General features: G+C 66.4%; 17 protein-coding genes. 9 read left to right on the plus strand and 8 right to left on the minus strand.

Going from position 1 to position 23030, the window contains the following annotated elements:
* Positions 1–44 precede the first annotated feature (44 nt).
* On the plus strand, positions 45–1256 hold the full coding sequence (locus tag LX81_RS13425; RefSeq protein ID WP_111537842.1) for a M20/M25/M40 family metallo-hydrolase: 1212 nt from the start codon (positions 45–47) through the stop codon (positions 1254–1256).
* A gap of 193 nt (positions 1257–1449) precedes the next feature.
* On the opposite strand, the gene LX81_RS13430 is transcribed toward LX81_RS13425, so the two are convergent.
* Positions 1450–2406: a LysR family transcriptional regulator gene (locus LX81_RS13430; protein ID WP_111537843.1), complete on the minus strand. Its 957-nt coding sequence runs from the start codon at positions 2404–2406 to the stop codon at positions 1450–1452.
* 136 nt (positions 2407–2542) lie between these two features.
* Between LX81_RS13430 and LX81_RS13435 the strand changes: the two genes are divergently transcribed.
* The 8 genes from LX81_RS13435 (at position 2543) to LX81_RS13470 (ending at position 11041) form a co-directional block, all read left to right on the plus strand.
* Positions 2543–3670, plus strand: a complete 1128-nt coding sequence (locus tag LX81_RS13435; protein WP_272939485.1) for a DSD1 family PLP-dependent enzyme — start codon at positions 2543–2545, stop codon at positions 3668–3670.
* 10 nt (positions 3671–3680) lie between these two features.
* On the plus strand, positions 3681–4616 hold the full coding sequence (locus LX81_RS13440) for an ornithine cyclodeaminase family protein (protein ID WP_111537844.1): 936 nt from the start codon (positions 3681–3683) through the stop codon (positions 4614–4616).
* Positions 4617–4728: 112 nt separating this feature from the next.
* Entirely contained in the window at positions 4729–5886 is a 1158-nt protein-coding gene (gene argE, locus LX81_RS13445) for an acetylornithine deacetylase (protein WP_111537845.1), read from the plus strand.
* Positions 5887–5917: 31 nt separating this feature from the next.
* Positions 5918–6964 carry a TRAP transporter substrate-binding protein DctP gene (gene dctP / locus LX81_RS13450; protein WP_111537846.1) on the plus strand — a complete coding sequence of 349 codons (1047 nt, stop codon included), beginning with the start codon at positions 5918–5920 and terminating at the stop codon, positions 6962–6964.
* Positions 6965–7029: 65 nt separating this feature from the next.
* Positions 7030–7533 carry a TRAP transporter small permease subunit gene (locus tag LX81_RS13455; protein WP_111537847.1) on the plus strand — a complete coding sequence of 168 codons (504 nt, stop codon included), beginning with the start codon at positions 7030–7032 and terminating at the stop codon, positions 7531–7533.
* Positions 7534–7535: 2 nt separating this feature from the next.
* Positions 7536–8858, plus strand: coding sequence for a TRAP transporter large permease (locus LX81_RS13460; protein ID WP_111537848.1), 1323 nt, complete (start codon positions 7536–7538; stop codon positions 8856–8858).
* 11 nt (positions 8859–8869) lie between these two features.
* Positions 8870–10279 (plus strand): amidohydrolase family protein, encoded by a 1410-nt coding sequence (locus LX81_RS13465; RefSeq protein WP_111537849.1) that lies wholly within the window; start codon positions 8870–8872, stop codon positions 10277–10279.
* Between the two features lie 3 nt (positions 10280–10282).
* Positions 10283–11041 carry an alpha/beta fold hydrolase gene (locus LX81_RS13470; RefSeq protein WP_111537850.1) on the plus strand — a complete coding sequence of 253 codons (759 nt, stop codon included), beginning with the start codon at positions 10283–10285 and terminating at the stop codon, positions 11039–11041.
* Positions 11042–11240: 199 nt separating this feature from the next.
* On the opposite strand, the gene LX81_RS13475 is transcribed toward LX81_RS13470, so the two are convergent.
* The 7 genes from LX81_RS13475 to repA form a co-directional block, all read right to left on the minus strand.
* Positions 11241–13529: an ATP-binding protein gene (locus LX81_RS13475; RefSeq protein ID WP_111537851.1), complete on the minus strand. Its 2289-nt coding sequence runs from the start codon at positions 13527–13529 to the stop codon at positions 11241–11243.
* 315 nt (positions 13530–13844) lie between these two features.
* A complete protein-coding gene (locus LX81_RS13480; RefSeq protein WP_111537852.1) occupies positions 13845–15425 on the minus strand; it encodes a gamma-glutamyltransferase family protein in 1581 nt (526 codons plus the stop codon).
* Positions 15426–15628: 203 nt separating this feature from the next.
* On the minus strand, positions 15629–17125 hold the full coding sequence (locus LX81_RS13485) for a CoA-acylating methylmalonate-semialdehyde dehydrogenase (protein WP_111537853.1): 1497 nt from the start codon (positions 17123–17125) through the stop codon (positions 15629–15631).
* Positions 17126–17338: 213 nt separating this feature from the next.
* Positions 17339–18100, minus strand: a complete 762-nt coding sequence (locus LX81_RS13490; protein ID WP_111537854.1) for a DsbA family protein — start codon at positions 18098–18100, stop codon at positions 17339–17341.
* A gap of 1261 nt (positions 18101–19361) precedes the next feature.
* Positions 19362–20480 carry a plasmid replication protein RepC gene (gene repC / locus LX81_RS13495; protein WP_111537855.1) on the minus strand — a complete coding sequence of 373 codons (1119 nt, stop codon included), beginning with the start codon at positions 20478–20480 and terminating at the stop codon, positions 19362–19364.
* 183 nt (positions 20481–20663) lie between these two features.
* Positions 20664–21689, minus strand: coding sequence for a plasmid partitioning protein RepB (gene repB / locus LX81_RS13500; protein ID WP_111537856.1), 1026 nt, complete (start codon positions 21687–21689; stop codon positions 20664–20666).
* A complete protein-coding gene (repA, locus tag LX81_RS13505) occupies positions 21679–22869 on the minus strand; it encodes a plasmid partitioning protein RepA (protein ID WP_111537857.1) in 1191 nt (396 codons plus the stop codon). The genes repB and repA overlap by 11 nt, the downstream gene beginning before the upstream one ends.
* Positions 22870–23030: the final 161 nt, after the last annotated feature.

Here is a 23030-nt window from a genome sequence, read left to right on the forward strand (position 1 = left end):
CTCGGTGCCGGCAACGGCTCCATCAATGCCCAAGGGAAACGAGCATGACCAAGGACATCGCCGCGATCCTCGCCTCTCCCGGTTTCGCCTCCGCCGCCGACGCTCTGCGCGGTCAGCACGACCGCTTCGTGGAGGAGATCATCGCGATCACCGAAATCCCGGCGCCGCCCTTCAAGGAGAACCGGCGTGCGGTGGCCCTCGAGCGGATGTTCAGGGAACATGAGCTGGAAGAGGTGAGGCGGGACGAGATCGGCAACGTCATTGGGCTGCGCCGGGGGCGGGCCAACGGCACGACCGTCGCCGTCGCGGCGCATCTCGACACGGTTTTCCCGGAAGGTACGGATTGCACCGTGCGACGCGAGGGCACGAAGCTCTTCGCGCCGGGCGTGGGCGACGACGGCCGCGGCCTCGCGGCGCTCCTCGCCTATATCCGCGCGCTCGACGCCGGCATGATCGAGACCGAGGCGGACCTGCTCTTCGTCTGCGACGTCGGCGAGGAGGGCAAGGGCGACCTGCGCGGCGTGCGGCACCTCCTTACCGAAGGTCCCTACCGCGACCGGATCGATGCTTTCTTCACGATCGATGGTCTGGAACTCGAGACGATTACGACGGTCGCCGTGGGCTCCTACCGCTACCGCGTGACCTTCCGCGGTCCCGGGGGACATTCGTTCAACGCTTTCGGAACGGTCAATCCCGCCTACGCCCTCGGTGCGTTCCTCGCGGGAATGGCGCAGGTCGAGGTAAAGGACGATCCCCGGACGACCTTCTGCGCATCGGTCTTCGGGGGCGGTTCGTCGATCAACGCCATTCCGGAGGAGGTCTGGGTCGAGATCGACCTGCGCTCGGAGGATCAGCAGGCGCTCGATCGTCTGGACGCGGAAATACGAAGGCTGATCGACGGCGCCGTCGAGGGCGAGAACGCATGCGCGGACAGATCGTCGGGAGAGATCGCCGCGGAGATCCGCCGGATCGGGAACCGCCCCGCAGGACGGACCGATCACGACCTGCCCATCGTGCAGGCCGCGTTCGCCGCGCTGCAGGCCTTCGACTTCGCTGCGCGGACGGGTGCGAGTTCGACCGACGCGAACATCCCGATGAGCCTCGGGATCCCGGCGATAAGGGTCGGATCCGGCGGCACCGGCGGGCGGGCGCATTCCCTTGAGGAATGGATCGACGTTGAGCCAGAGCTTTCCATCCGCGGCCTCACCGCGGGGCTCGCCACGATCCTCGGCACGGCGGGAATGCGGCACGATTGAAGAGGTAAGACATCGAACGCATGTCCGCCCATCGATCCGGACGGTTTCGTCGCCGCGGGAATGGAAGGGATCGCAATAAGGCCATCGGCCATGTCGATTTCCTGCAGGCCGATTGGCACGGCGACGCGGTCGGCGCGATACGATCTCCGCACGTCCATGCCGAAACTCGGCAACCAAGAGCCGGGCGACCGTTTTACGAAACCGGACCGGACCCCGATTCGGCCGACCGGTTCGAGGGTACATGAACCATACGCCACGGCTCCTTGGCGAGCGATGCCGCCAGCGCCTCGATGAAAGATTGCACCCTCGCTGCACGAAGCCGATGCGGGTTGAGAAGGGCGACGACATCGGCATCGTCGAGCCGCCAATCCGGCATCACCTCGACCAGACGCCCCTTTGCGAGATCCCGTGCGATGCTCCATTCGGAGCGCTCGACGATCCCCAGCCCGGCAAGCGCCCAGGCGCGGACGACCTCTCCGTCATTGCTCGAGAAGGAGGGCCGGATGCGGACGGTTTCCTCCCCGTCGGACCCTGCGAAGGACCAGCGCGTCGCATCGACCTGATCCTCGCGGATCACCCCGCAGGCATGTCCCGACAGATCGGAGGGGTGCAGGGGCGGAGAATGGCGCGAGACGTAGTCCGGCGCGGCGCAGAGGATCCTGCGGTTGGCGGCCAGCTTTCGCTGTATGACGGCGGTATCGGGCAATCTGCCGACATGGATCAGGACATCCCAGCTTTCCGTCGGCAAGGCGCTCCGCGGATCCTCGGTGAGCCGCAGATCGATTTCCAGTCCCTCGTGCCGGTTCGACAGGGACGCCATGATCGGGGCCACGTAGAGGCGGCCGAACCCGAAGGAGGCGACGACGCGCAAGAGGCCGCTGACGGAACTCCGCCGCGTCGCGAGGTCCTCGATCAGATTGTCGAGATCGCCGAGAATGCGGACCGCACGACGGGCCAGCAGTTCCCCCTCCTCGGTCAGGCAGAGCGGACCCACGCCGCGTTCCACCAGCCTGAGGCCCAATCTCGCCTCGATCTGCGCCAACCTCTGGGAAACGGCCGGCGGCGTGACGTCGAGCGCCCGCGCCGCCGCCGCCAGCGACGGCTGGCCTGCGAGAATACCGAAGAAGCGAAGGTCCCGCGCGCCGAGCATTAAGCTGTTCCTTAATGGCAAAGTCAGAACTCGTTAATATCCAAACCGGGCCTGCTTCGGTACTCCTTCCCGCATCCAAGAAGTATCCGGAGATTGGCCAGTGATCACCGCGCCGGAAAACAAGGGGGCACCGAGCGTGCCGGACGATCTGGTAACGCCATGCCTTCTCGTCGACGAGGCCGTCATGTCGCGCAACATCGAACGGATGCGACAGCAGGCAGACAAGCTCGGCGTGATGCTGCGACCGCATCTGAAGACGACGAAATCGGTGGACATCGCCCGCCGCGTCCTCGCCGAGGGCATCGGGCCTGCAACCGTCTCGACGCTGGCCGAGGCGGAGGTTTTCGCGGCCGCGGGCGTGCGCGACATCCTTTACGCGGTCGGGATCGCGCCTGCGAAATTGCAGCGCGTGATCGAACTGCGCCGGGGTGGATGCGATCTGACCGTCATCCTCGATTCCCCCGAACAGGCCGAGGCGGTGGCGCGGGCCTCGCGTGACGGCGGCCAGGTCATTCCGGCGCTGATCGAGATCGATTGCGACGGACATCGCGGCGGCATCGGACCGAGCGACCCGGCCCTCGCGGAAATCGGACGTCAGCTTCATCACGACGGGGCGGAGTTGCGCGGCGTCATGGCGCATGCAGGCGAAAGCTACCGGGCAGAGACCCGCGATGCGCAGGCGGCGTTCTCGGAAGCGGAGCGGCAGGCGGTCGTCTCCGCGGCGGAGGTCCTGCGACAGGCCGGCCTCCCCTGCCCCGTGCTCAGCGTCGGCTCTACGCCCACCGCGCTCGCCGCGCGCGAGCTTGGCGGGATCACCGAATTGCGCGCGGGCGTCTATGTCTTCTTCGACCTCTTCATGACGGGCATCGGGGTCTGCGAGATGTCCGACATCGCGCTCTCGGTCCTGACCCGCGTGATCGGGCATCAGTACGACCGCGGCCGGATCGTGATCGATGCGGGCTGGATGGCGCTGTCGCGCGACCGCGGAACCGCCAATCAATCGGTGGATCAGGGCTACGGCGTGGTCTGCGACGAAGCCGGGCGTCCGTTCCCCGACCTCATCGTGATCGAGGCCAATCAGGAGCATGGCGTGGTCGGGTCGCGGTCCGGAGACGGCGCATTGCCCGACCTGCCGATCGGCACGCGCCTGCGGATCCTTCCAAATCACGCCTGCGCCACCGCCGCGCAGCACGCGCGCTACGAGGTGCTGGCCTCACGCTCCGGCACGGGACGGCAAACATGGGAGAGGTTCGCGGGATGGTAAGGGCAAAACGATGATCCATCTGACCGAAGAGGAATCGGCACGCTACGCCGGTCACGAGATCGCGTTCGATGCCGCGCACAAGGCGCTCGTCGCCGCGAGCGATCCGGCCTCCAAAAACTTTCCCGTCGTGCTTGGGCATTGCAGCGACCCGGCCGACCGCTTCACGGTGAAGTCGGGGACCGGCGGACCGCTCGCCGGGCTGAAGGTCGGGTCGTATTTCCCGGGCAACGACGCGATCGGCCAGCCCCGCCACAATTCGCTCATCCTGATCTTCGACCAGTCGACCGGCCGCATCGGCGCGACGATCGAAGGGGGCAAGCTCAACGGCTATCGCACGGCCGCGGCCGACGCGGTCGCCACCGACGCCCTGGCGCGCGCGGACGCCTCGGTCCTGACGCTGTTCGGAACGGGGCACCAGGCCTTCTACGAGGCCGAGGCGGTGGCGCGGACGCGCGATCTCGACCGTCTCCTCGTCGTCGGACGGTCGACCGACAAACGCGACGCGTTCATCGCCCGCCTCCGGGATGCGGGTCTCCCGGCCGAGGCCGGCGACGCCGAGGCGGCCTGCCGCGCCGCCGACATCGTCGTGACGGCCACGACCGCCACCGGGCCGCTCTTCGACGCGGCGTGGATCAAGCCCGGCACCCATGTCTCGAGCATGGGGTCGGACCGCACCGGAAAACAGGAATTACCACCGGCACTCCTGCGAAGCGCCCGTCTCTTCTGCGACCTGCCGTCTCAGTCCCGCGTGATCGGGGAATTCCAGCACGCGTACCCGGAGGCCGAGATCACCGCCATCGGCGCGGTGCTGTCGGGCGATGTCCGGGGCCGCGAAACCGCCGACGAGATCACGGTGTTCGACTCATCTGGCATTGCCCTCCAGGATCTCTACATCGCCGAGGCCATCCTCGAGGCCGCGGGACGCTCGATCGGGTCCGATCGATGAGCCCTGCCCGCTCCCGACAACGGGCCGGGGATCGCCGCCGAGAGACCCCGATACCGCGGCTAATTCCGATGGAGGTGCAGCGCGCGTTTGCCGCCGGATCGGCGGCGCTCTCATGAGCTGGCGGACGGCGGAACTCCTCGACAGGCTGGTGGCCTTCCCGACGGTCAGCCGTGACAGCAACCACGCGCTGATCGACTGGCTCATAGGCCATCTCGAGGGGATCGGGGCCCGTGTCTTCCGCGTGGACGATCCCGAGGATGCGAAATCGGGTGTCTTCGCGTCGATCGGCCCTCCCGGCGAGGGCGGCGTGCTCCTCTCCTCCCATTCCGACGTCGTCCCGGCGGACGGCGAGGGCTGGTCCTCCGATCCGTTTCGCCTTCGAAGCGCCGAGGGGCGCCTCCATGCGAGGAGGGCGTGCGACATGAAGGGGTTTCTCGCCGCGAGCCTCGCCGCGATGGAACGCGCGGCGCCGCTGGAACTCTCCGAACCCCTGAAACTCGCCGTCTCGTGGGACGAGGAAGTCGGCTGCGTCGGCATCGCGAAGATGGTGCCTGAGATCGACCGGACGACCGGCCGGCCGCGATACGTGCTCGTCGGAGAGCCCACGGGCCTCGTTCCGGTCATCGCGCACAAGGGCAAGCTCGTCATGCGGGCGACCTGCACGGGGGTGAGCGGCCATTCCTCCATGGCGCCCGCCTACGTGAACGCGTTGCACCTCGCCTCGGACCTGATCACGGCCCTGCGCGAGATGCAGGCCGTGCGGATCGCCGACGGGCCGTTCGATCCGGCCTACAGGATGCCGCATTCGACGCTTCATGCGGGGCGGATGTCGGGCGGCACGGCCCTCAACGTCGTTCCCGAGCGGGCGGTCGTCGATCTCGAATTGCGCCACCTGCCCGCGGAGGACGCCGACGCCGTTCGCGACGAGATCGTTTCGCGGGCAGACGCGATCGCGGCTGCCTATCAGACAACCCATCCCGATGCCGCCATAGACCTCGAGGTGGTCACCTCCTATCCGCCGCTCGACACCGGGGAAGGCGACGATATCGTGCGCTGGCTCGGGCGCTATGTCGGCGATGCACGCGCCCCGGCGAAGGTCGATTTCGGGACCGAGGCGGGCGTGTTCGCAGCTGCGGGCATGGCGGCCATCGTCTGCGGTCCCGGCGATATCGCCGATGCGCACCGACCAGACGAATCAATCAATGCGGAGCAACTCCGCCAATGCGATGCGCTGCTCGAGCGTATCGCGCATGACCTCGTAAAGAGGTGAAGACCAGGACGTCCAGCAAGGAGACACCGCAATGTCCAAGATCACCGGAATTCTAAGAGGCACGTCCATCGTGGCCGCCAGCCTCGCCTTCGCGACTGGAGCGATGGCGCAGGCGGTGACCCTGAGCTTCGCGACCAACACGCCGCCCAACAACATGCGCGGCGAGGCCGAGCAGATCTTCCTCGAGGAACTCGCCAACGCCTCGAACGGCGAGATCACGGTGATCCCCTATTGGGGCGCCTCGCTCCTCGAAGGGGCCGAAACCCTCGGCGGGGTGCGCGACGGCGTGGCCGACATGGGGTTCGTCAACATCAACTACTATCCGAACCAGCTCCTCCTCAACAGCGCTTACAACCTTTTTCCCAAGGGGCCGTCCGAGTACGAGAACATCGTCTGGGCCTTCGACCAGATGTACGAACAGATCCCGGAACTCGACCAGGAATTCGCCGATCTCGGCCAGCGGATCGTCTACAAGTACGGCGTCACGCCCTATGCCGGGACGTTCAAGTCGCCGGTGGAGGAACTGTCGGACATGGAGGGGATGCGGGTCCGCGCGGCGAGCCGGTGGTATCTGAACCTCCTGCAGGGGATCGGCGCCACGCCGGTGTCGATGCCGTGGGGCGACCTCTACCAGGCCCTGCAGACGGGCTCCATCGACGGCGTCTTCACCAATATCGACGGCATCCACCGTGCGAGCCTCGATGAGGCGGCGCCGAACGTCTACTTCATGCCGGACCTGTGGCTCGCGATCCCGTTCATCATCACCATCAACGAGAACAAGTGGCAGTCCCTCTCCGACGCCCAGAAGGAGGCCTTCGCCACCGCGGCGGAGGCCGCGACGGAACGTTTCGGCGACGTGTGGGACAGCACGATCGAGCGGATCCTGAGCGAGGAGGAAGCGGCCGGCATCACCGTCGTCACCGCGCCCCCCGAAGCGACCGAAACCTTCGCTGCCCTGCCCGAGGTCGAGACGAACCAGGCGCTCTGGGCCGACGAGGCCAGGTCGGCCGGTGCCGAGGATCCCGAGGCGATCCTCCAGAAGTTCGACGACATCATCGCCGAGGCGATCGACCGCTGATCGCGCCGGAGCCGGCGGCGGGCCACGGCCACGCCGCCGCGCAACTCTTCAATCGGGAAAACGCCATGCTGGGCAAGCTCGTCGACGCAGTGACCAATATCCTGGCCGAACTCTGCGGCTGGTTCCTCCTCCTGGTGATGGGGCTGATCATCACCGACCTGATCAGTCGCGCAATCGGAACCCCGATCTATGGAGTGGCCGAGAGCGCGATGTTCGTGATGATCGCGATCGTCTACATGGGGCTGCCCTATGCCGAGGCCACGCGCGCGCATGTCCGGGTCGAACTCGTCCTCGACGCGCTGCCGCCGCGGGTCCGTGCGGTCTTCGATCTCGTCATCTACATCCTCGTCGCGGGAACCATGGCCATCGCGCTCTACGCGGTCGTGCTGAATGCCCAGACTTCCTACTATTCGCGCCAGGCCATCGCCGGGCCGACGCCCCTGCTGATCTGGCCCGTCAAGTTCGTCATGGTCGCCGCCCTCGCACTCTACGGCCTGCGCATCGTGATGAACCTCGTGCAGATCGCATCGGGCGTGGTCGCGCCGGACCGCCAAGAGAAGGTGAACTGAGCATGGATCCGTTCACCCTCACCGGGATCGTCGCGATCGTGGCGCTCCTCGGTCTTCTCCTTTTCGGCGTGCACCTCGCCGTGGCGTTCCTGCTCGTGGGCTTCATGGGGACGCTGACGCTCCTCAATTCCACCGCGGCGATCTCGCTCATCGGGGAGACGATGTACTCGGCCATCGCCACGCCGACCTACACCGTCCTGCCGCTCTTCGTGCTGATGGGCGCGTTCGCCGCGGCAAGCGGCTTCGCGGAGCAGGCCTACCGCTCGATCCACCAGGCGGCGGCGCGGGTGCCGGGATCGCTGGCGATCGCGACCTCGTTCGGCAGCGCCGCCTTCGCGACGATCTGCGGCTCGTCGCTGGCCACGGCGAGCGTCTTCGGACGGATCGCCTATCCCGAGATGCGCCGCTACGGATACGACCGGGCCTTCGCGCTCGGCTCCATCGCGTGCTCGGGGACGTTCGCGAGCATGATCCCGCCCTCGGGCATGTTCATCCTCTTCGCCATCTTCACGGAGACCTCCGTGGGGCGCCTCTTCATGGCCGGGATCGTGCCGGGCGTCCTGACCGCCACGGTCTACGCCCTGTCGATGTGGCTCAGGGCCAAGCGCAATCCCCGCCTCGCCCCGATCTCCGACGAGGAGCGCGCGGTCGCGCCCCGCGACCGGGTCAAGGCGCTCGGCGGCCTGTGGCAGATCGCGATCCTCGGAACGGTGGTGATCGGCGGCATGTATGCGGGCTTCTTCACCGCCACCGAGGCGGGCGCGATCGGCGCCATGGGCACGCTCCTCTTTGGGCTCGCGAACGGTCCCCTGCGCCGCTTCCAGGCGTTCCGCGGGGCGCTGCGGGAATCTGCGCAGATCACCGCGACGCTCTTCTTCATCATCATCGGCGCGCTGTTCTTCAGCCGCTTCCTCGGATTGACGCGGATCCCCTACAACCTCACCCTGTTTCTCGAAAGCTGGGACGTGCATCGCGCCGTCATCCTGACCCTGATCCTCGCCACCTGGTTCGTGCTCGGGATGCTTTTGGTGCAGACGGCGGTGTTCGCGCTGACGCTCCCCATCCTCTTCCCGATCGTCGTGGGGCTCGGATACGACCCGATCTGGTTCTGCGTCATCGCGATGAAGATGAACGAGATCGCGGGCGTCTCGCCCCCCGTGGGACTGAACGCCTTCAGCCTGGCGGGCTCGGCGGGCAAGGACGTGCGGGTCGATCACGTCTATCGCGGGGTGTTCCCGTTCATCCTTTGCGATCTCGCGGTCCTCGCCCTGCTGATCGCGGTCCCGTCCATCGTGACCTTCCTGCCTGACCTGATGTTCGACTGAGGAGCCGCTCCATGCCGCAGACCTACGACACCATCCTCCGCAGGGGTCTCGTCGTCGATCCCGTCAACGGCGTCCACCGCCAGGCCGACGTGGCGATGTCGGACGGGCGCATCGCCGCGATCGGCGAGATCGACGGGACCGCGCGCGAGGATCGTGACGTCGCGGGGCTGATGGTCATGCCGGGGATCGTCGACGCGCATGTCCACCTCTCCCCGTGGCTCGGCGGGGGCGCTGGCCACCGGATGCTCGCGCTGGCAGGGGTGACCTTCGCGCTCGATCTCGCCGGCCCCATCGACGGCGTCACGCGCCTCGCGGCCGAGAGCGGCTGCGGCGTCACGATCGGTTGCATCGACTACGTTCGTCCGGGCCATACCGTCGGGTCGGAGGATCCGGGGGAGGACGAGCTGCGCGATGCCCTCGCGAAGGCGCGACGCGCGGGGGCGATCGGTTTCAAGATCCTCGGCGGGCATTTTCCCCTCACGCGGGAGGCGTCGGCCCGCGTGATCGACGTCGCCGCGCGGGAAGGGGCCTACGTCGCCTTCCACTCGGGCACGCTGTCGACGCCGCAAAGCGTGGCGGGCATGCGCGAATCCTGCGAGCTCGCCGCCGGAAACCCGCTCCATCTCGCCCATATCAACAGCTATACCCGCGGCCTCGACGCCTCGGCCGTGATCGAGGCGGAGGAGGCCATCGCGATCCTCGCGGAGACCCCGAACGTCTGGTCCGAAAGCTATCTCGCGCCGATCAACGGCAATTCCGGCAAATGCGCGGATGGCGTGCCCGAAAGCGTCGCGACCCAGAAGAACCTCAAGCGCGGCGGCTTTCCGGCCACAACCGAGGGCATGGTCGCGGCGATCTCGGCCGGCTGGGCGCAGGTCCATGTCCTGCAGGACGGCGTCCACGTCCTCACCGGCGGAGAGGTCGGGCTCACGGCCTGGCGCGCGGCGGAATCCAACATCGGCATCAGCTTCGAGGCCAACCCGCCGGAGCCGCGCATCCATCTCGCCACGGCGAAACGCGCCGATGGCAGCTTCGCCGTCGATGCCCTCGCGACGGACGGTGGCGGCATTCCCCGCAACGACCTGATCTCGCGCGGTCTGGCGCTCTACCACCTCGACGCCCTCACGCTCGACGATTTCGTGCTGAAGACCTCCGCCGCCCCTGCCCGCGCGCTCGGCCTCGCGGGCCGCAAGGGTCATCTCGGCATCGGCGCGGACGCCGACGTGACGGTGATCGACGTCGCTCGTCTATCGCCGGTCGAGAGCTACGCGCATGGACGCGCCGTGCTCCGCGACGGAGAGGTGGTCGGCCGCGGTGCCCGGATGCTGGTCCCGCCCGAGGGGCGGGCGCATGTCGAGAGCCTCGGGATCGAGACCCTCGTGGCCGAGCCCGGATCCATGCTGTCCGGCCGCGGGGCCTGAGCCATGTCGCTCCATCACGAAGTCACCGGCACCGGCCCGAACGTCCTCCTCGTCTCGGGGCTGAACGGCCGGACGAAGTTCTGGGCGCCGGTCGTGGACCGCCTCGCGGACCGGTTCACCCTCGCGACCTACGACCAGCGCGGCTGCGGGCGAAGCCCGGACGACGGCGCGGCGTGGACGATCGGCACGATGGCCGAGGATGCCGCGGAGGTCGCCAAGGCGGCTTTCGGCGACGCGCCCTATGCCGTGATCGGCCATTCGACCGGCGGCGCGATCGCGCAGCTTATGGCGGTGAGCGATCGCGGCGGACCGCATTGCACGGTCCTGTCGGGGACGCTGGCCCGGGCCGACGCGTATTTCGAGGAGCTCCTGCAGCTGCGTCTCTCGCTGCTCGACCGCGCGCCCGATCTCGACCCGATCCTGAGCAACCTGCTGCGCTGCGACCCGGCGGAGTTCTCCACCGGAGGCACCGCGATCGCCCTCGACACCGACGTCACGATACGGCGCATCCGCGCGTTGCTCGGACATCGCGGGTACGAATTGACCGAACGCTGGGACATTCCCGCATTGGTCGTCGCGGCGGAGGACGACCGCATCGTGCCGCCCCACCTCTCGCGCGCCTTGGCCGAACTGATCCCTACGGCGCGGTTCGAACTGCGCAGGGACGGCGGGCATTTCTTCCCGCAGACCCGGACGGACTGGTTCTGCGAGATCGTCGGTGACTGGATGGTGTCGCTCGACCCTACGGCGCGGTCCCGCTGAGCCGGGCGCCGTTCGCGCGGGCCGGACAATTTCGGAGGCGGCGGCGGCGCGGATCTGGCGGACCTTGCGGCATATCCACAGATCGTGGGGATGATCCTGTGTATAAGGACGTGATCATCTCCGGGGCACTTCGGCGCGCCGTCTTTCTTCCCCTTTCTCCCCTCGGCAGCCTGTCCCGCTCGCGGCCCGGTGGGTCCGATCAGCCGGCTCGCGCAGCGATACGCGTATGAGTGTCGGCGGCATCCGTGCCCGAGTTCGGATCGACAGACAGCGCCTTCGAGAGCACCTCGATCAGCTTCGCGCGGCTCACCGGTTTGGCCAGGAACCCATCCATGCCGGCCTCGAGGCACCGCTTCTGATCCTCTTCGTAGGCATTGGCCGACAGGCCGATGATCACGCACCGCCCCTGACCCCGTTCGCGCAGGCGGATTTCGCGGGTCGCATCGAGGCCGTTCATCCGCGGCATGGAGATATCCATCAAGATCGCGTCGGGCAGGTTTTCCTCGGCGCTCGCGACCGCCTCGATCCCGTCCTCGGCCTGCCGGATCCGGGCATTCACGCTCGCGAGATACCGCTCGGCCAGGAACCGGTTCACCTTGTTGTCGTCGACCACGAGGATATCGAAGCCCGAAAGATCGGGAAGCGGCTCTGGCCCGGTGGACCCGATAAGCGCGCGGGCCGCGACGGCGCGGGGGAACGGCAGGACGAGGGAGAATGTCGAGCCTTCTCCGACCACCGACAGGACCCGGATGTCTCCCCCCATCTGTTGCGACAGCATCCGGCTGATCGAGAGGCCCAGCCCGGTGCCGCCGAAGCGCCGCGTCGTCTCCGCATTCTCCTGGGTGAACGGCTCGAAGATGGCCGCGAGGCGGTCGCGGGAGATGCCCACGCCGGTATCCTCGACATCGATCCGGCACTGACCGTCCGTCCAGGACAGCCGCAGGGAAACGGAGCCCGCATCGGTGAACTTCACGGCATTTCCGAGGATGTTGGTCAGGACCTGGCGAAACCGCCCGGCATCCCCCACGACCTGCCCGTCCGGGCAACCGTCGAGCTCGAAATCGAGGCCGATCTCCTTCGCCCGGGCAAGGGGCTTCAGGAGATCGACGACGGATCGGACGGTCCCCGCGAGGTCGAACGGCTCGTTGTTCAGCGTCACCTTGCCCTCTTCGAGGCGGGTGAAATCGAGCAGCATGTTGACCAGCGAGAGAAGCCCGTCGCTCGACTGCGCCATCGTGTCGACATAGCCGCGCTGCCCCTCGCCGAGTTCGGTGTCGCGCAAAAGATCGATCGTGCCCATGATGCCGTGCAGCGGCGTCCGAAGCTCGTGGCTGACCGAGGCCAGGAACAGGCTCTTGGCACGCGTACCCTCCTCGGCCGCCACCTTCGCCTTGCGCAGATCCGCCTCGCGCGCCCTGATGATCTCCTCGCTCTTCAGGCGTTCGCGCTGATCGCGGAACGCGAACACGGTCTGGTTCTTCCGTCCGACCTTCACCTCGCCTCTGAGTACCCGGACCGGAACGGGCGTTCCGCACGCCCGGGCGAGTTCCATGTCGTATTCCTCGCGCTCCGTCATCTCGAAGGGGGCGTCGATGGGGATGATCTCGGTGACCGGCCGTCCGATCACGTCCTCGGCCGCGACGCCCGTCAGCCTCGTGAAGCTGTCGTTGACGATCGAGACGATCTCGCCCTCGCAGACGACGAGGCCTTCGAGCGCGAGGTTTGACAGCTCGCGCAGCCGCGTCCGGTCCCGACGCAGCTGTGCCTGCGCCTGCAGGCTGAACCTCAGGCCGAAGAAGGCCAGCACGACGAGGGCGGAACAGACACCGGCGACGATCGGCGCGATCACCTCCGCCGCGACGGCGAAGTCCGGCAGGCCGATCGACGGATCGTAGGACAGCGTCATCGCCGTCATCCCGCCGACATGGAGCACCGCGATGGCCACGAAGAGCAAGGGCGGGGCCAGACGCCGCACGGCGCGCCGCCGGTCCACTGCGACGACCATCGCGGCACCGAAGATCAGGAGGCTTGTTCCGATGGAGCCCGCGACGAGGGGCAGATCCCAGGACATCGTTCCGGTGACCCGGTAGCCGTACTGGCCGAGATAATGGAGAACCGTGATGGAAAGCCCCAGAAGAAGGCCCGAGGCGAACCGGCGCCATCGATCCTGACGTCCGATCATGCGGCTCATGCTGAAGCCGATGCCGGCGATCACCGCGAGGAGCGAGAGCGCCGTCAGCGGCAGGTCGAAGGCCGCCGGCATACCGGGCCGATAGGCGAGAACGGCAACCATGTGCGTCGCCCATGCCGTGCAACCGGCCGCGACGATGCTGACGCTGGCCCAGTTGCGCCTCGCGGAACCGTCCGACCGGCCGGCATGGCCCGAGAGCGCGGAGGCCGCGTATATCCCGACAATGCAGATGAGGCCCGCCGCGATCAGCAGCTTCCGGTCATGACCTTGAGCCAGACATGTGATGACAGCTTCCACGCGCGCCTCGTCCGTTCGATCCGACTGCGGACGAGGCTCCGGGATATCTCCCGCAAACTCCACGGACGGCTGGCGTATCCCGCAATGAGGATACGGGACCGACAGCTATCTCCGAGAGGTTAAGAAAGGACCCGCTTCGTAAGATGCATGGGTCCGGCCTTGCGGAACTCGCTCATACCGGTGGCGCGGTTCCAGCATCGGCAAAGCAAAAATCCGCCTCGGCGTGCGAGACGAAAGGATCCCTTGCGACATCGTCCCGTGGGAGCCGGCGGCGACCCGGAAGGCGGCCGGCGATACCGGGTCCCGCGCGTACCGTCAGAAACCTACGGCGCAGCCATCCTTGCGGTGGTCCGATCCGGCGACATAGCCCGCCTCGCCCCGCATGACGAGCTGCGCACCGCCGAAGCCGAAGGCGTTGTCGGGCGCTTCGCGGGTGATCTCGTGGCCGCGCGCGGCAAGGCCCTCGACGATCTCGGTGGGCATCCCCCATTCGACCGCGACCTTTCGACAAGCGACGACGCGCCAGCGCGGCGCATCGCTCGCGGCCTGCGGGTTCTGGCCGTGGAGTGCCGTGCGCACCACCATCTGGACATGGCCCTGCGCCTGCATCGGCCCGCCCATCACGCCGAAACTCATCTCCGGCCGCCCGTCGCGCATCACGAAACCCGGAATGATCGTGTGGAACGGCCGCTTGGAGGGTCCGACGACGTTCGGATGATCGGGCGCGAGGTCGAAGCCCGCGCCGCGGTTCTGCAGGTGGATCCCCGTCCGCGGCACCACGACGCCGGATCCGAACCCGGCATAGTTCGACTGGATGAAGGAGACCATGCGCCCCTCCGCATCGGCGGCCGAAAGATAGACCGTGCCTCCGTCCCGCGGCGCGCCCGCCCCCGGATCGCCCGCCTCCGCGCCGATGAGCCGGGCGCGTTCCGCGAGATAGGCGTCGTCGAGCAGCGCGCCGGGTCCCACCTCCATCGCCGCGGGGTCGGCCACGTATCGTTCGGCATCGGCCAGGGCGAGCTTCACCGCCTCGATCTGCAGATGCATCGCCTCCACGCTGTCGGGCGCATGATCCGCGATATCCGTCCCCCGCAGGAGACCGAGGGCGATCAAGGCGGCGATCCCCTGCCCGTTCGGCGGGATCTCGTGGAGATCGACCCCGTGGAACGCCGTCGAGATCGTGCCGCACCAGTCGCAGCGATGCGCCGCGAGGTCTTCCCGGGTCAGCGCCGCTCCGTGCCGCGCCGCATCCTCCGCGATCGCCTCGGCGAGCTCACCCTCGTAGAAGGCCAGTCCCTTCGTGCTCGCGATGGCCTCGAGCGTCCGGGCGAGGTCGGGATTGACGAAACGCTCGCCCGCGCGCGGCGCACGTCCCTCCGGCAGGAAATGCGCGGCGAAGCCCGGCTGCCCGGACAGCGTCCGGCCCCCCGCCTGCCAGAGCGCGGCGATCGTCGGCGAAACGGCGAACCCGTTTTGCGCATAGTTCAGGGCGGGCGCAAAGAGCGCTTCGAAGGGCAACGCCCCGAACCGCTCGGAAAGCGCGACCCAGGCGGAGACGGCGCCGGGTACGGTGACGCTTTCCCACCCGCGCTGCGGCATCTCCGTGGCGCCGGCGAAGCGCTCCGGCGTCCAGGATGCGGGCGAGCGGCCCGACGCGTTCAGCCCGTGAAGCTCCGCGCCGTCCCAGACGATCGCGAAGGCGTCGGAGCCGATGCCGTTGCCGGTGGGCTCCACCACGCTCAGCGTGATCGCCGCCGCGAGTGCCGCGTCGATCGCGTTGCCCCCCGACGCGAGCATCGAGAGCCCGGCCTGCGCGGCCAGCGGTTGCGACGTGGCCACGACGTTCGCCGCGAGAAGCGGCACCCGCCGCGACGGATAGGAAACCCCGAAATCCATGTCCGGCCTCACTTTCGGTTTAGAGACGCCCGCCCGCCGGACGCGTGGCGGCGGCGAGACGGCGGTGGCGGTTTCATCGTGCAGCTCCCCGGCTCCGGGCGATCTTGCCCAAGGTCCGGTACGGCGACAAGCCGGAAGCGGATCCGGCCCGCGCCCTGCCCCGCCCGCAGCCCGGGCGGACGCGGACGCGGGCCGGGATGACTCTAGAGCGTCGGCATGGAGAATTGCGCGTCGTCGCGGATCCCCGTGGGCCAGCGCAGCGTCGTGGTCTTGATGCGGGTGTAGAACCGCACGCCCTCCATCCCGTGCATGGCGTGGTCGGAGAAGACCGAATCCTTCCAGCCGCCGAAGGAATGGAACGCCATCGGCACCGGGATCGGGACGTTGACGCCCACCATGCCCACCTCGATGTCCTGCGCGAAACGCCGCGCCGCGTCGCCGTCGCGGGTGAAGATCGCCGTGCCGTTGGCGTAGTTGTGCGCATGGACCAGATCGACGGCACCCTGGTAGCTGTCGCGGCGCACGATGCCGAGGACGGGGCCGAAGATCTCCTCCTTCCAGACGTCCATCTCGGGCTCGACGCGGTCCATCAGCGTGCCGCCGATATAGAAGCCGTTCTCGTGACCCTGCGGGGCCTTGAAGGTGCGCCCGTCGACGACGATCCTCGCGCCCTCCTCTTCGCCCCGGTCGATATAACCGCGCACCTTGTCGCGATGCGCGCCGGTGACGAGCGGCCCCATCTCGGACGCCTCGTCGGAGGCCGGGCCGATCTTCAGCGCCTCGATCTTCGGTACCAGCTTCTCGATCAGCGCATCGGCCACGGCGTCGGTCACCGGCACAGCGATCGAGACCGCCATGCAGCGCTCCCCCGCCGAGCCGAAGGCCGCGCCCATCAGCGCGTTGGCCGCCATGTCGAGATCGGCGTCGGGCATGATGACCGCGTGGTTCTTGGCCCCGCCCAGGGCCTGCACCCGCTTGCCGTTCGCCGTGCCGGTCCGGTGGATGTACTTCGCGATCGGCGTCGAGCCGACGAAGCTCACCGCCTTCACGTCGGGATGCGCGAGAAGCGCGTCCACCGCCTCCTTGTCGCCCTGCACGACGTTGAAGACCCCCTCGGGCAGGCCCGCCTCGGTCAGCCACTCGGCGATGAGGAGCGCGGCAGACGGATCGCGTTCGGAGGGTTTCAGCACGAAGGTGTTGCCGCAGGCGAGCGCCACCGGGAACATCCACATCGGCACCATCGCGGGGAAATTGAAGGGCGTGATGCCCGCCACGACGCCCAGGGGCTGGCGCACCGAATAGCTGTCGACGCCGCTGCCCACGTTCTCGGTGAAGTCGCCCTTCAGGTGCGAGGGGATGCCGGTGGCGAACTCGACCACTTCGAGGCCGCGGGTCACCTCCCCCATCGCGTCCTCGTGGGTCTTTCCATGCTCGGACGAGATCGCGCGGGCGAGCGCGTCGCCGCGCTCCCACAGGATCGCCTTGAACCGGTCGAGAATACGCGCGCGCTTGAGGGGCGTTGTCGCGGCCCAGTCGGGCCAGGCGTCGCGCGCCGCCTCCACCGCGCGTCCGACCTCATCGCCCGAGGCGAGCGCCACGACCTTTTCCTGTTCGCCCGTCGCGGGGTTGTAGACGGGCGCGGTCCGGCCCGACGATCCGGCGACGCCGGTCCCCGAAATGTAGTGGCCGATCTCGATCATGGGTCTCTCTCCTGTGACATTCCGCCGTCTGCGATGGTCCCGTCTTCATACAATTCTTCCGGCCCGTCCAACCGTTATCTGAGATCGCATGCGCCTGCGCGACGACGCCCCCGCCCGATCTCCTCGGGTGCGGACGGGAGATCCTCGATACCACGCCATGCTCTTGACCAAGGACCTGAGGGCCCTCCGCTCCCTTCCCTGCCGATCCGACATTCAGGATGCAGGACCGGCTCCGCCCTCCGGACGCTCGATCCGCGCGAGTTCGAGGAGGCGCGCCTCGGGGATCTCGCCTTCCACGACCGTGCGGCCCACCACGAGCGCCGGCGTGCCGACGAAACCGAAGAGCCGGACGAGGGCGCGGGTTCGCTGCAACGACGCTTCGACCTCTTGCGCCTGCATGTCCCGTTCAAGCTCCGGCCAGGAAAGGCCGACCGCGAGGGCGAGCTCCTCGAGATAGGACGGGGTGACGCGGATCGGCGTCTGCATCAGCCGCGCGTGAAGCGCGTCGTCATCGGTCTGCATCCCGGCGGCAAGCACGGCGCGGGCGGCGAGGTCTGACGAGGCGCCGAAGATCGGCCAATGATGCCGCGTGACCGCGATCTCGGCCGTCGCTCGCAACGATGCGAGATGCTCGGACAGGACCCGGCAATATGGACAGTAGTAATCGAAGAAATACGCGATCCGCGTCGGACCATTTGCCGGGGTGTCAAAAAGGGCCGACTCCGGATCGGACGCCACCTTCTCCGCAAGACCCGGCGGAAGCGGCTCACTTCTCCCGAGGCCCGTCAGCACGTCGAACCCCGCCCCTGCCGATCGCGCCCCCTCGCTCGCGATCCGGCGGTAGCCGGAGACCCGCTCGTGTGGCTCGAACCCGATCCCGCGGAAGCGCTCGACGATATCGGGTCCGTACCGGAACGCCCCGACCCAAAGGCCAGCGGCTCCGCCAAGAACAAGCAACTGCCGCCGTGTGCCCATCCCACTTTTCCCGCCGTTTCCGGATTCGGTGTGTAAGACCCCAGAGCGGCGCCAGCCGCCGACGCGGAGATCACATTCGACCGCGCATCCCGTCGCGATCACCAGACATTGTTGCGGCCCTAGACGGAGTTCAAGTCCGCGGAAGTCGATCCGGTGTCCGGCTCAGGATACCGCGGTGACGCCATCGATTTCCGGGGAGTTGACTCACTCGGGAAACCCGGATTGATCCTGAAGAAGGCCCCCTGCCCCGCTCTCCCGGTACGACTTCTTCGTCGCCACCCGGCACCCTCATTTCGTCGCCAGTGACGCGGCCGTATCCTCGTATGGCCCAATCTGCATACTCGGCCATACTTCACTGGATCGTGGGATATGCGCTTGACGAAGACGCTCGTGGCACTCGGATTAGATTCCGACGAGGTGATAGGCTGTCACGTTGGTAGTGTGGTTCCATGGCGAAAGTTTACCTTTTCTTCGTGCGCCTCGTGCGCCGGTAAGATGAGATATCCGATCACCCTAATCCTAATAATATCTTGGTAAATCAGTTGGTTAGAATTTTTTCATTGACCATCCTAGACGGACGGGAGGTAGATACTCGGTGAGTTGAATGGTTTACAGCTAGATCTGGGATTGAAGAGCATTGGGATGGGAGGCATTTGATCCGCACCTCCATCTCGGAGTTTCATTTTGAGACCAAGCGCCATTCGTTCTTCTCTCGGCCAGCAGATCGTCGTAAGCCTTAGAACGGTTCCGAAAGGGGCGTCGCTCAATCACCTAGCGCAAATTCGCGAAGAAAAGATTATTGCCGCTCTGGGCACCGATGCTTGGAGCCGATCCGCGGCCTATGAGTCGATGTGCGAGTGGAATGCTCGTGGCGTTGTGCAATATTTACGTTGGGGTCCTGTACCGCAGTCCTCTTTCAGTCATGTGCGAACTCAGCTCATTTAACTTCGAGCGTCGAAGCAAGCATTCATGCGAAGTCTTGTATGCCGATCATCGTTCAGCAGCGGATAGGCAATTGCAATCTGCTGAGATCCCCTATCGCGCTGCTACCCTTGGCCAAGACCATGAAGGCATTCTTTATGAATCCTATATTCCATTAACGTGCCGTTCTTAAAATAGTGACCGTAAATATTTGCCTCGTCTCACCGGGATACCGCACCGACAGCACCAAGTTGACAGCTGACAACACGGTTTGCACGTCGGATATCGGCTAGAATCCGGATCATGTTCGGTAGTGTTTCCTTCCAAAGTACAGCACAACTCAATCAAAGACCGGCCGTTGTAGAAGTGTTGATGGCTGTAGTCGACCCGCCGAAATCTTACGAACAAGCGTCCGGAGATATCCCCCAGGATTTCGGATCTCATCTAGCCGTTCGAGGATATACAGGAGGCAGATTGCCGCGACGTCCCGGCCGACCATTCCGGTCGAAGACGTCCACGTACTCTGGTCGACACTCATGAGCTTTCGAATGTTACCCGCAAATTCTACGAAATCTTGCCAGTTCGATAGAGGCCGGTCGGTAAGTTCTATAGCTTTCGGAAACGCCGTGAGCGCATTTGTGACAGTCATCCCATGTGATTGAGTCGAGAGCTGAGAGCCAGCGTAATCAGAAGGATCTTCTTCTGGTTTCTGTAAGTGCCGCTCAAATTCAGCGTCTTTGACGTTCGAAAGTCTCGATTCTGTGGTCTGCTCACCAGCTAGGTTGTCCCTCAGATTTGTCATACGTTCCGCAAGCGCTTCCAGAATGGAACGGTTCGGTTTGCGGCGGACAACTCGCTGCAGTTCCGCAAGACCGTCGCTGATCGTGTTTGCTTCGGTGTGATCTGCGTAGCCGTCAGCAAAAGCGAGAAGGTCACGCTTGAGGAGGCTCAGGCGCTCTTTGAGGCGGCGACAGATGTCGCGATCTTCCTCGACGCGGGTCGCGGCCTCGGCGATCTCTTCGCTTCTCTCCACCAAGGGGCGGAGGTCGAAGCCGAAGGCGTGGAGCATTTCTCCGCCGCGTCCTCGGGCGGCGTATCGCTTGCCGTTGGGGCTGTCTTGCCGGTTGATGAGGCCGGCCTTTAGGAGCGCGGCGAGGTGACGTCTCAGCGTGCTCTCCGGCATCCCGTGAGCGCGGTCCGAGAGGGTGCGGTTCGAAGGGAATACGACGAGCGGTTTCGTGCCGTCGAGCTCGCGCTGGGGCAGGAAGGTGAGGAGGGCGTTCAGGACGGCTAGGTTTCGATAGCTCACGCCGAAGGCCTCGTGTCCGATACGGAGGCGCTCGAACAATTTCCATTTGTCGATGCTCCCCGTAACGGGGCTTGTGCGGGGCGCAGGAAGTTTGCTGCGGGCATGCGAATGCGATTGGCGCCCGAAGGGCGTCAGGGTAAGTCGTTCCATTGCTGTTCACGAGACGAGAAGAAGCGTTCGCCCAAAGACGTGAGTTGACAACAGTCAACGGAAGGACGTAGCTTCGTAAGTGTCTAGGTTACGAACCTTGGTCCTTCGGGTGTCACCTCAGGGTGACGTCCGGAGGGCTTTTCGTTTCTGCCTGCCTGATCGTGCCTCCTTTTGTTGCTCTTATCAGCCCTTGTCCGGGCTGCTCTTCGCGTCCGCCTGGGTGACCCATTGGCGGTGGAAGTCTTCTAGGTGTTCGACGAGCCATTCCTCGAACCCGCCCGAACCGTCGCGGGGCAGGGTGAGGACGACGGCATCACGTTTCCGTGATACCTTGGCGACGGGCAAGCCGTTCGCGCTCTTCACGAGGGTGGACCGGGTGCGCGGTCCGGCGGTGCGGCGGGGAGCGCGTGGGGCGTCCGACTTGCGAACCGCCGCAAGAGCGCCCTCGAACCGTTCGGCACTGGTGGGACCCTCGGCGAGGGCGGGGATCGCGTCGGCCACCTGTTCCGACGAGATCCCGAGTTCCTGCATCCGATCCGCGAGGAGCGTCCAGCGGTCGCGACCGATCCCGTGGGCCGCGCCGATCGTCTCGATCACGGGCAGCCCGACTCGATCCACCACGGAAAACATACGCGATATCAACGTCTTGTCGATGCTGAGCGCGTCACAAATCGCCTTGCGGTCGTAGCCCGCCTCGCGCATCTGCCGGGCGAAATTGCACTTCTCGATGAAGCTCAGGTCCCGCCGCGCGGTGTTCTCCTGGCCCTGCGCCATGACGAGCGCGGCGTCGTCGAGATCGCGAACCATCGCCTTCGCGAGGAGGCCCAGATCGCGCAGGGCGAGGACACGGCGCCGTCCATAGACGATCTGGAACCGGCCCTCCGTCTCGGGATGGGGTCGGACGAGGATCGGTACCTGCTGCCCATAGGTCTCCAGCGAGGCCATGAGCGCCGCGTGGTCGGTCTCGTCGTGCTCGAGCCGGTCGGTCACGCCACCCGCCTCGATCGCATGGGGATCGATCTCGATCACCGACCGGCTCTTCAGATCGGCGATGGATTGGCCGACGGCGCCGATGGCACCCTTCGAATAGGCCGGTCGCCGGGTTTCCGCCTTGCGTTCGGGCGGGGCAGGGGGGGCGGTGCGGCCGGTTTCGGGCGCGTCGGACGGGGCAGGGGGGACGAGGCCCGCGAGAAGGTTCTTACGTGCCATTCGTCCGGCCCCAGCTTTGCTTGATGAGGTCGATGATCTCGCCGTTCACGGCGTTCACCGCCTCGATCGCCCGCTCGTAGGTCGTGCGGGTGAACTGCGACTTCTCCACCTCGTAGAGTGTCTGCTTGGTGATGCCGGCATCCGAGATCGCGGTCGATTTCAGCATGGTATGGTTCAGCACGTGGTCGCCGAACATGGAGCGCATGAAGCTCACCATCTGGTTCTGCGGCCCGTCGCCGGGCTCGTAGCGGGTGATGACGTAGCGCAGCCAGTCGTAGCTCATGTCGCCGCCCGCCTCGGCCACGACCCCGAGGAGGTTCGAGGTCATCAGCAGGAACTGGCACATCGACATCACGTCGAGCATCTGCGGATGCACGGTGACGAGGACGGCGGTGGCGGCCGAGAGCGCCGACATGGTGACGAAACCGAGCTGCGGCGGGCAATCCATCACCACGACGTCGTATTCGGATTCGACCTGCGCGAGCGCCTCGCCCACGCGGGTGAAGAAGAGCGTGCCGTCGCGAGCGGCGAGCGCACGCGGCGTCTCGTGCTCGAATTCCATCAGGTCGAGATTGCCCGGCACGATGTCGAGATTCGGGAAATAGGTTTTCTGGATCACGGACTTGAGCGGCGCCGGGTCCTCGTATCGGATCGCGTCGTAGAGCGTGCCGCCGTCGCGAAGGTCGAATTCCGGCTGGAACCCGTGGAGCGCCGAGAAGCTCGCCTGCGGGTCGAGATCGATCCCGAGCACGCGGTAGCCGTCGAGGGCGAGCTTCTGCGCGAGATGGGCCGAGGTCGTGGTCTTGCCCGATCCGCCCTTGAAGTTGATGACGCTGACGACCTGCAGGTTCTCTCCGGCGCGGCGGCCGGGGAGGTACGTGCCGGGCGTCTTGGTCCCGTGTTCGAGGAATTGCCGAAGCGCGAGAATGTCGTGGGGCGAATAATAGCGACGGCCGCCCGCCCGCGTCTCGGGCGCGGGGCCCTTGCCGTCGAGGCTGAGCTTGCGGAGATAGGCGTCCTTCACGCCGAGAAGCTCCGCCACCTCGCCGGAGGTGAACTTTCTGAGCGACCGGCGGCTGTCGGGCGGGTAGAGTTGCGCGCGGTGGGCCTGAAGCTGATCGGACAGACGCTGGGCGTGATCGCCCACGAGCGTGTCGATACGTTGGGTGTAATCCCTCATCGGTTGCACCGATGCGGGAGACCGAAGGTCGCCGGGCGGGTCCGTGTTCTGCTCATCTCTGCTCCAACATCCGGTCAGTTACGCCGAAAGTCGTTTTATTCTTTTGCTTGCGTAAATAACTGACCGGAAGTGTCGATTCCATCAAGTGCTTTTCGGTCTCG

The organism is Palleronia aestuarii (assembly GCF_003253995.1).
In the GTDB taxonomy this organism is placed as follows: domain Bacteria; phylum Pseudomonadota; class Alphaproteobacteria; order Rhodobacterales; family Rhodobacteraceae; genus Palleronia; species Palleronia aestuarii.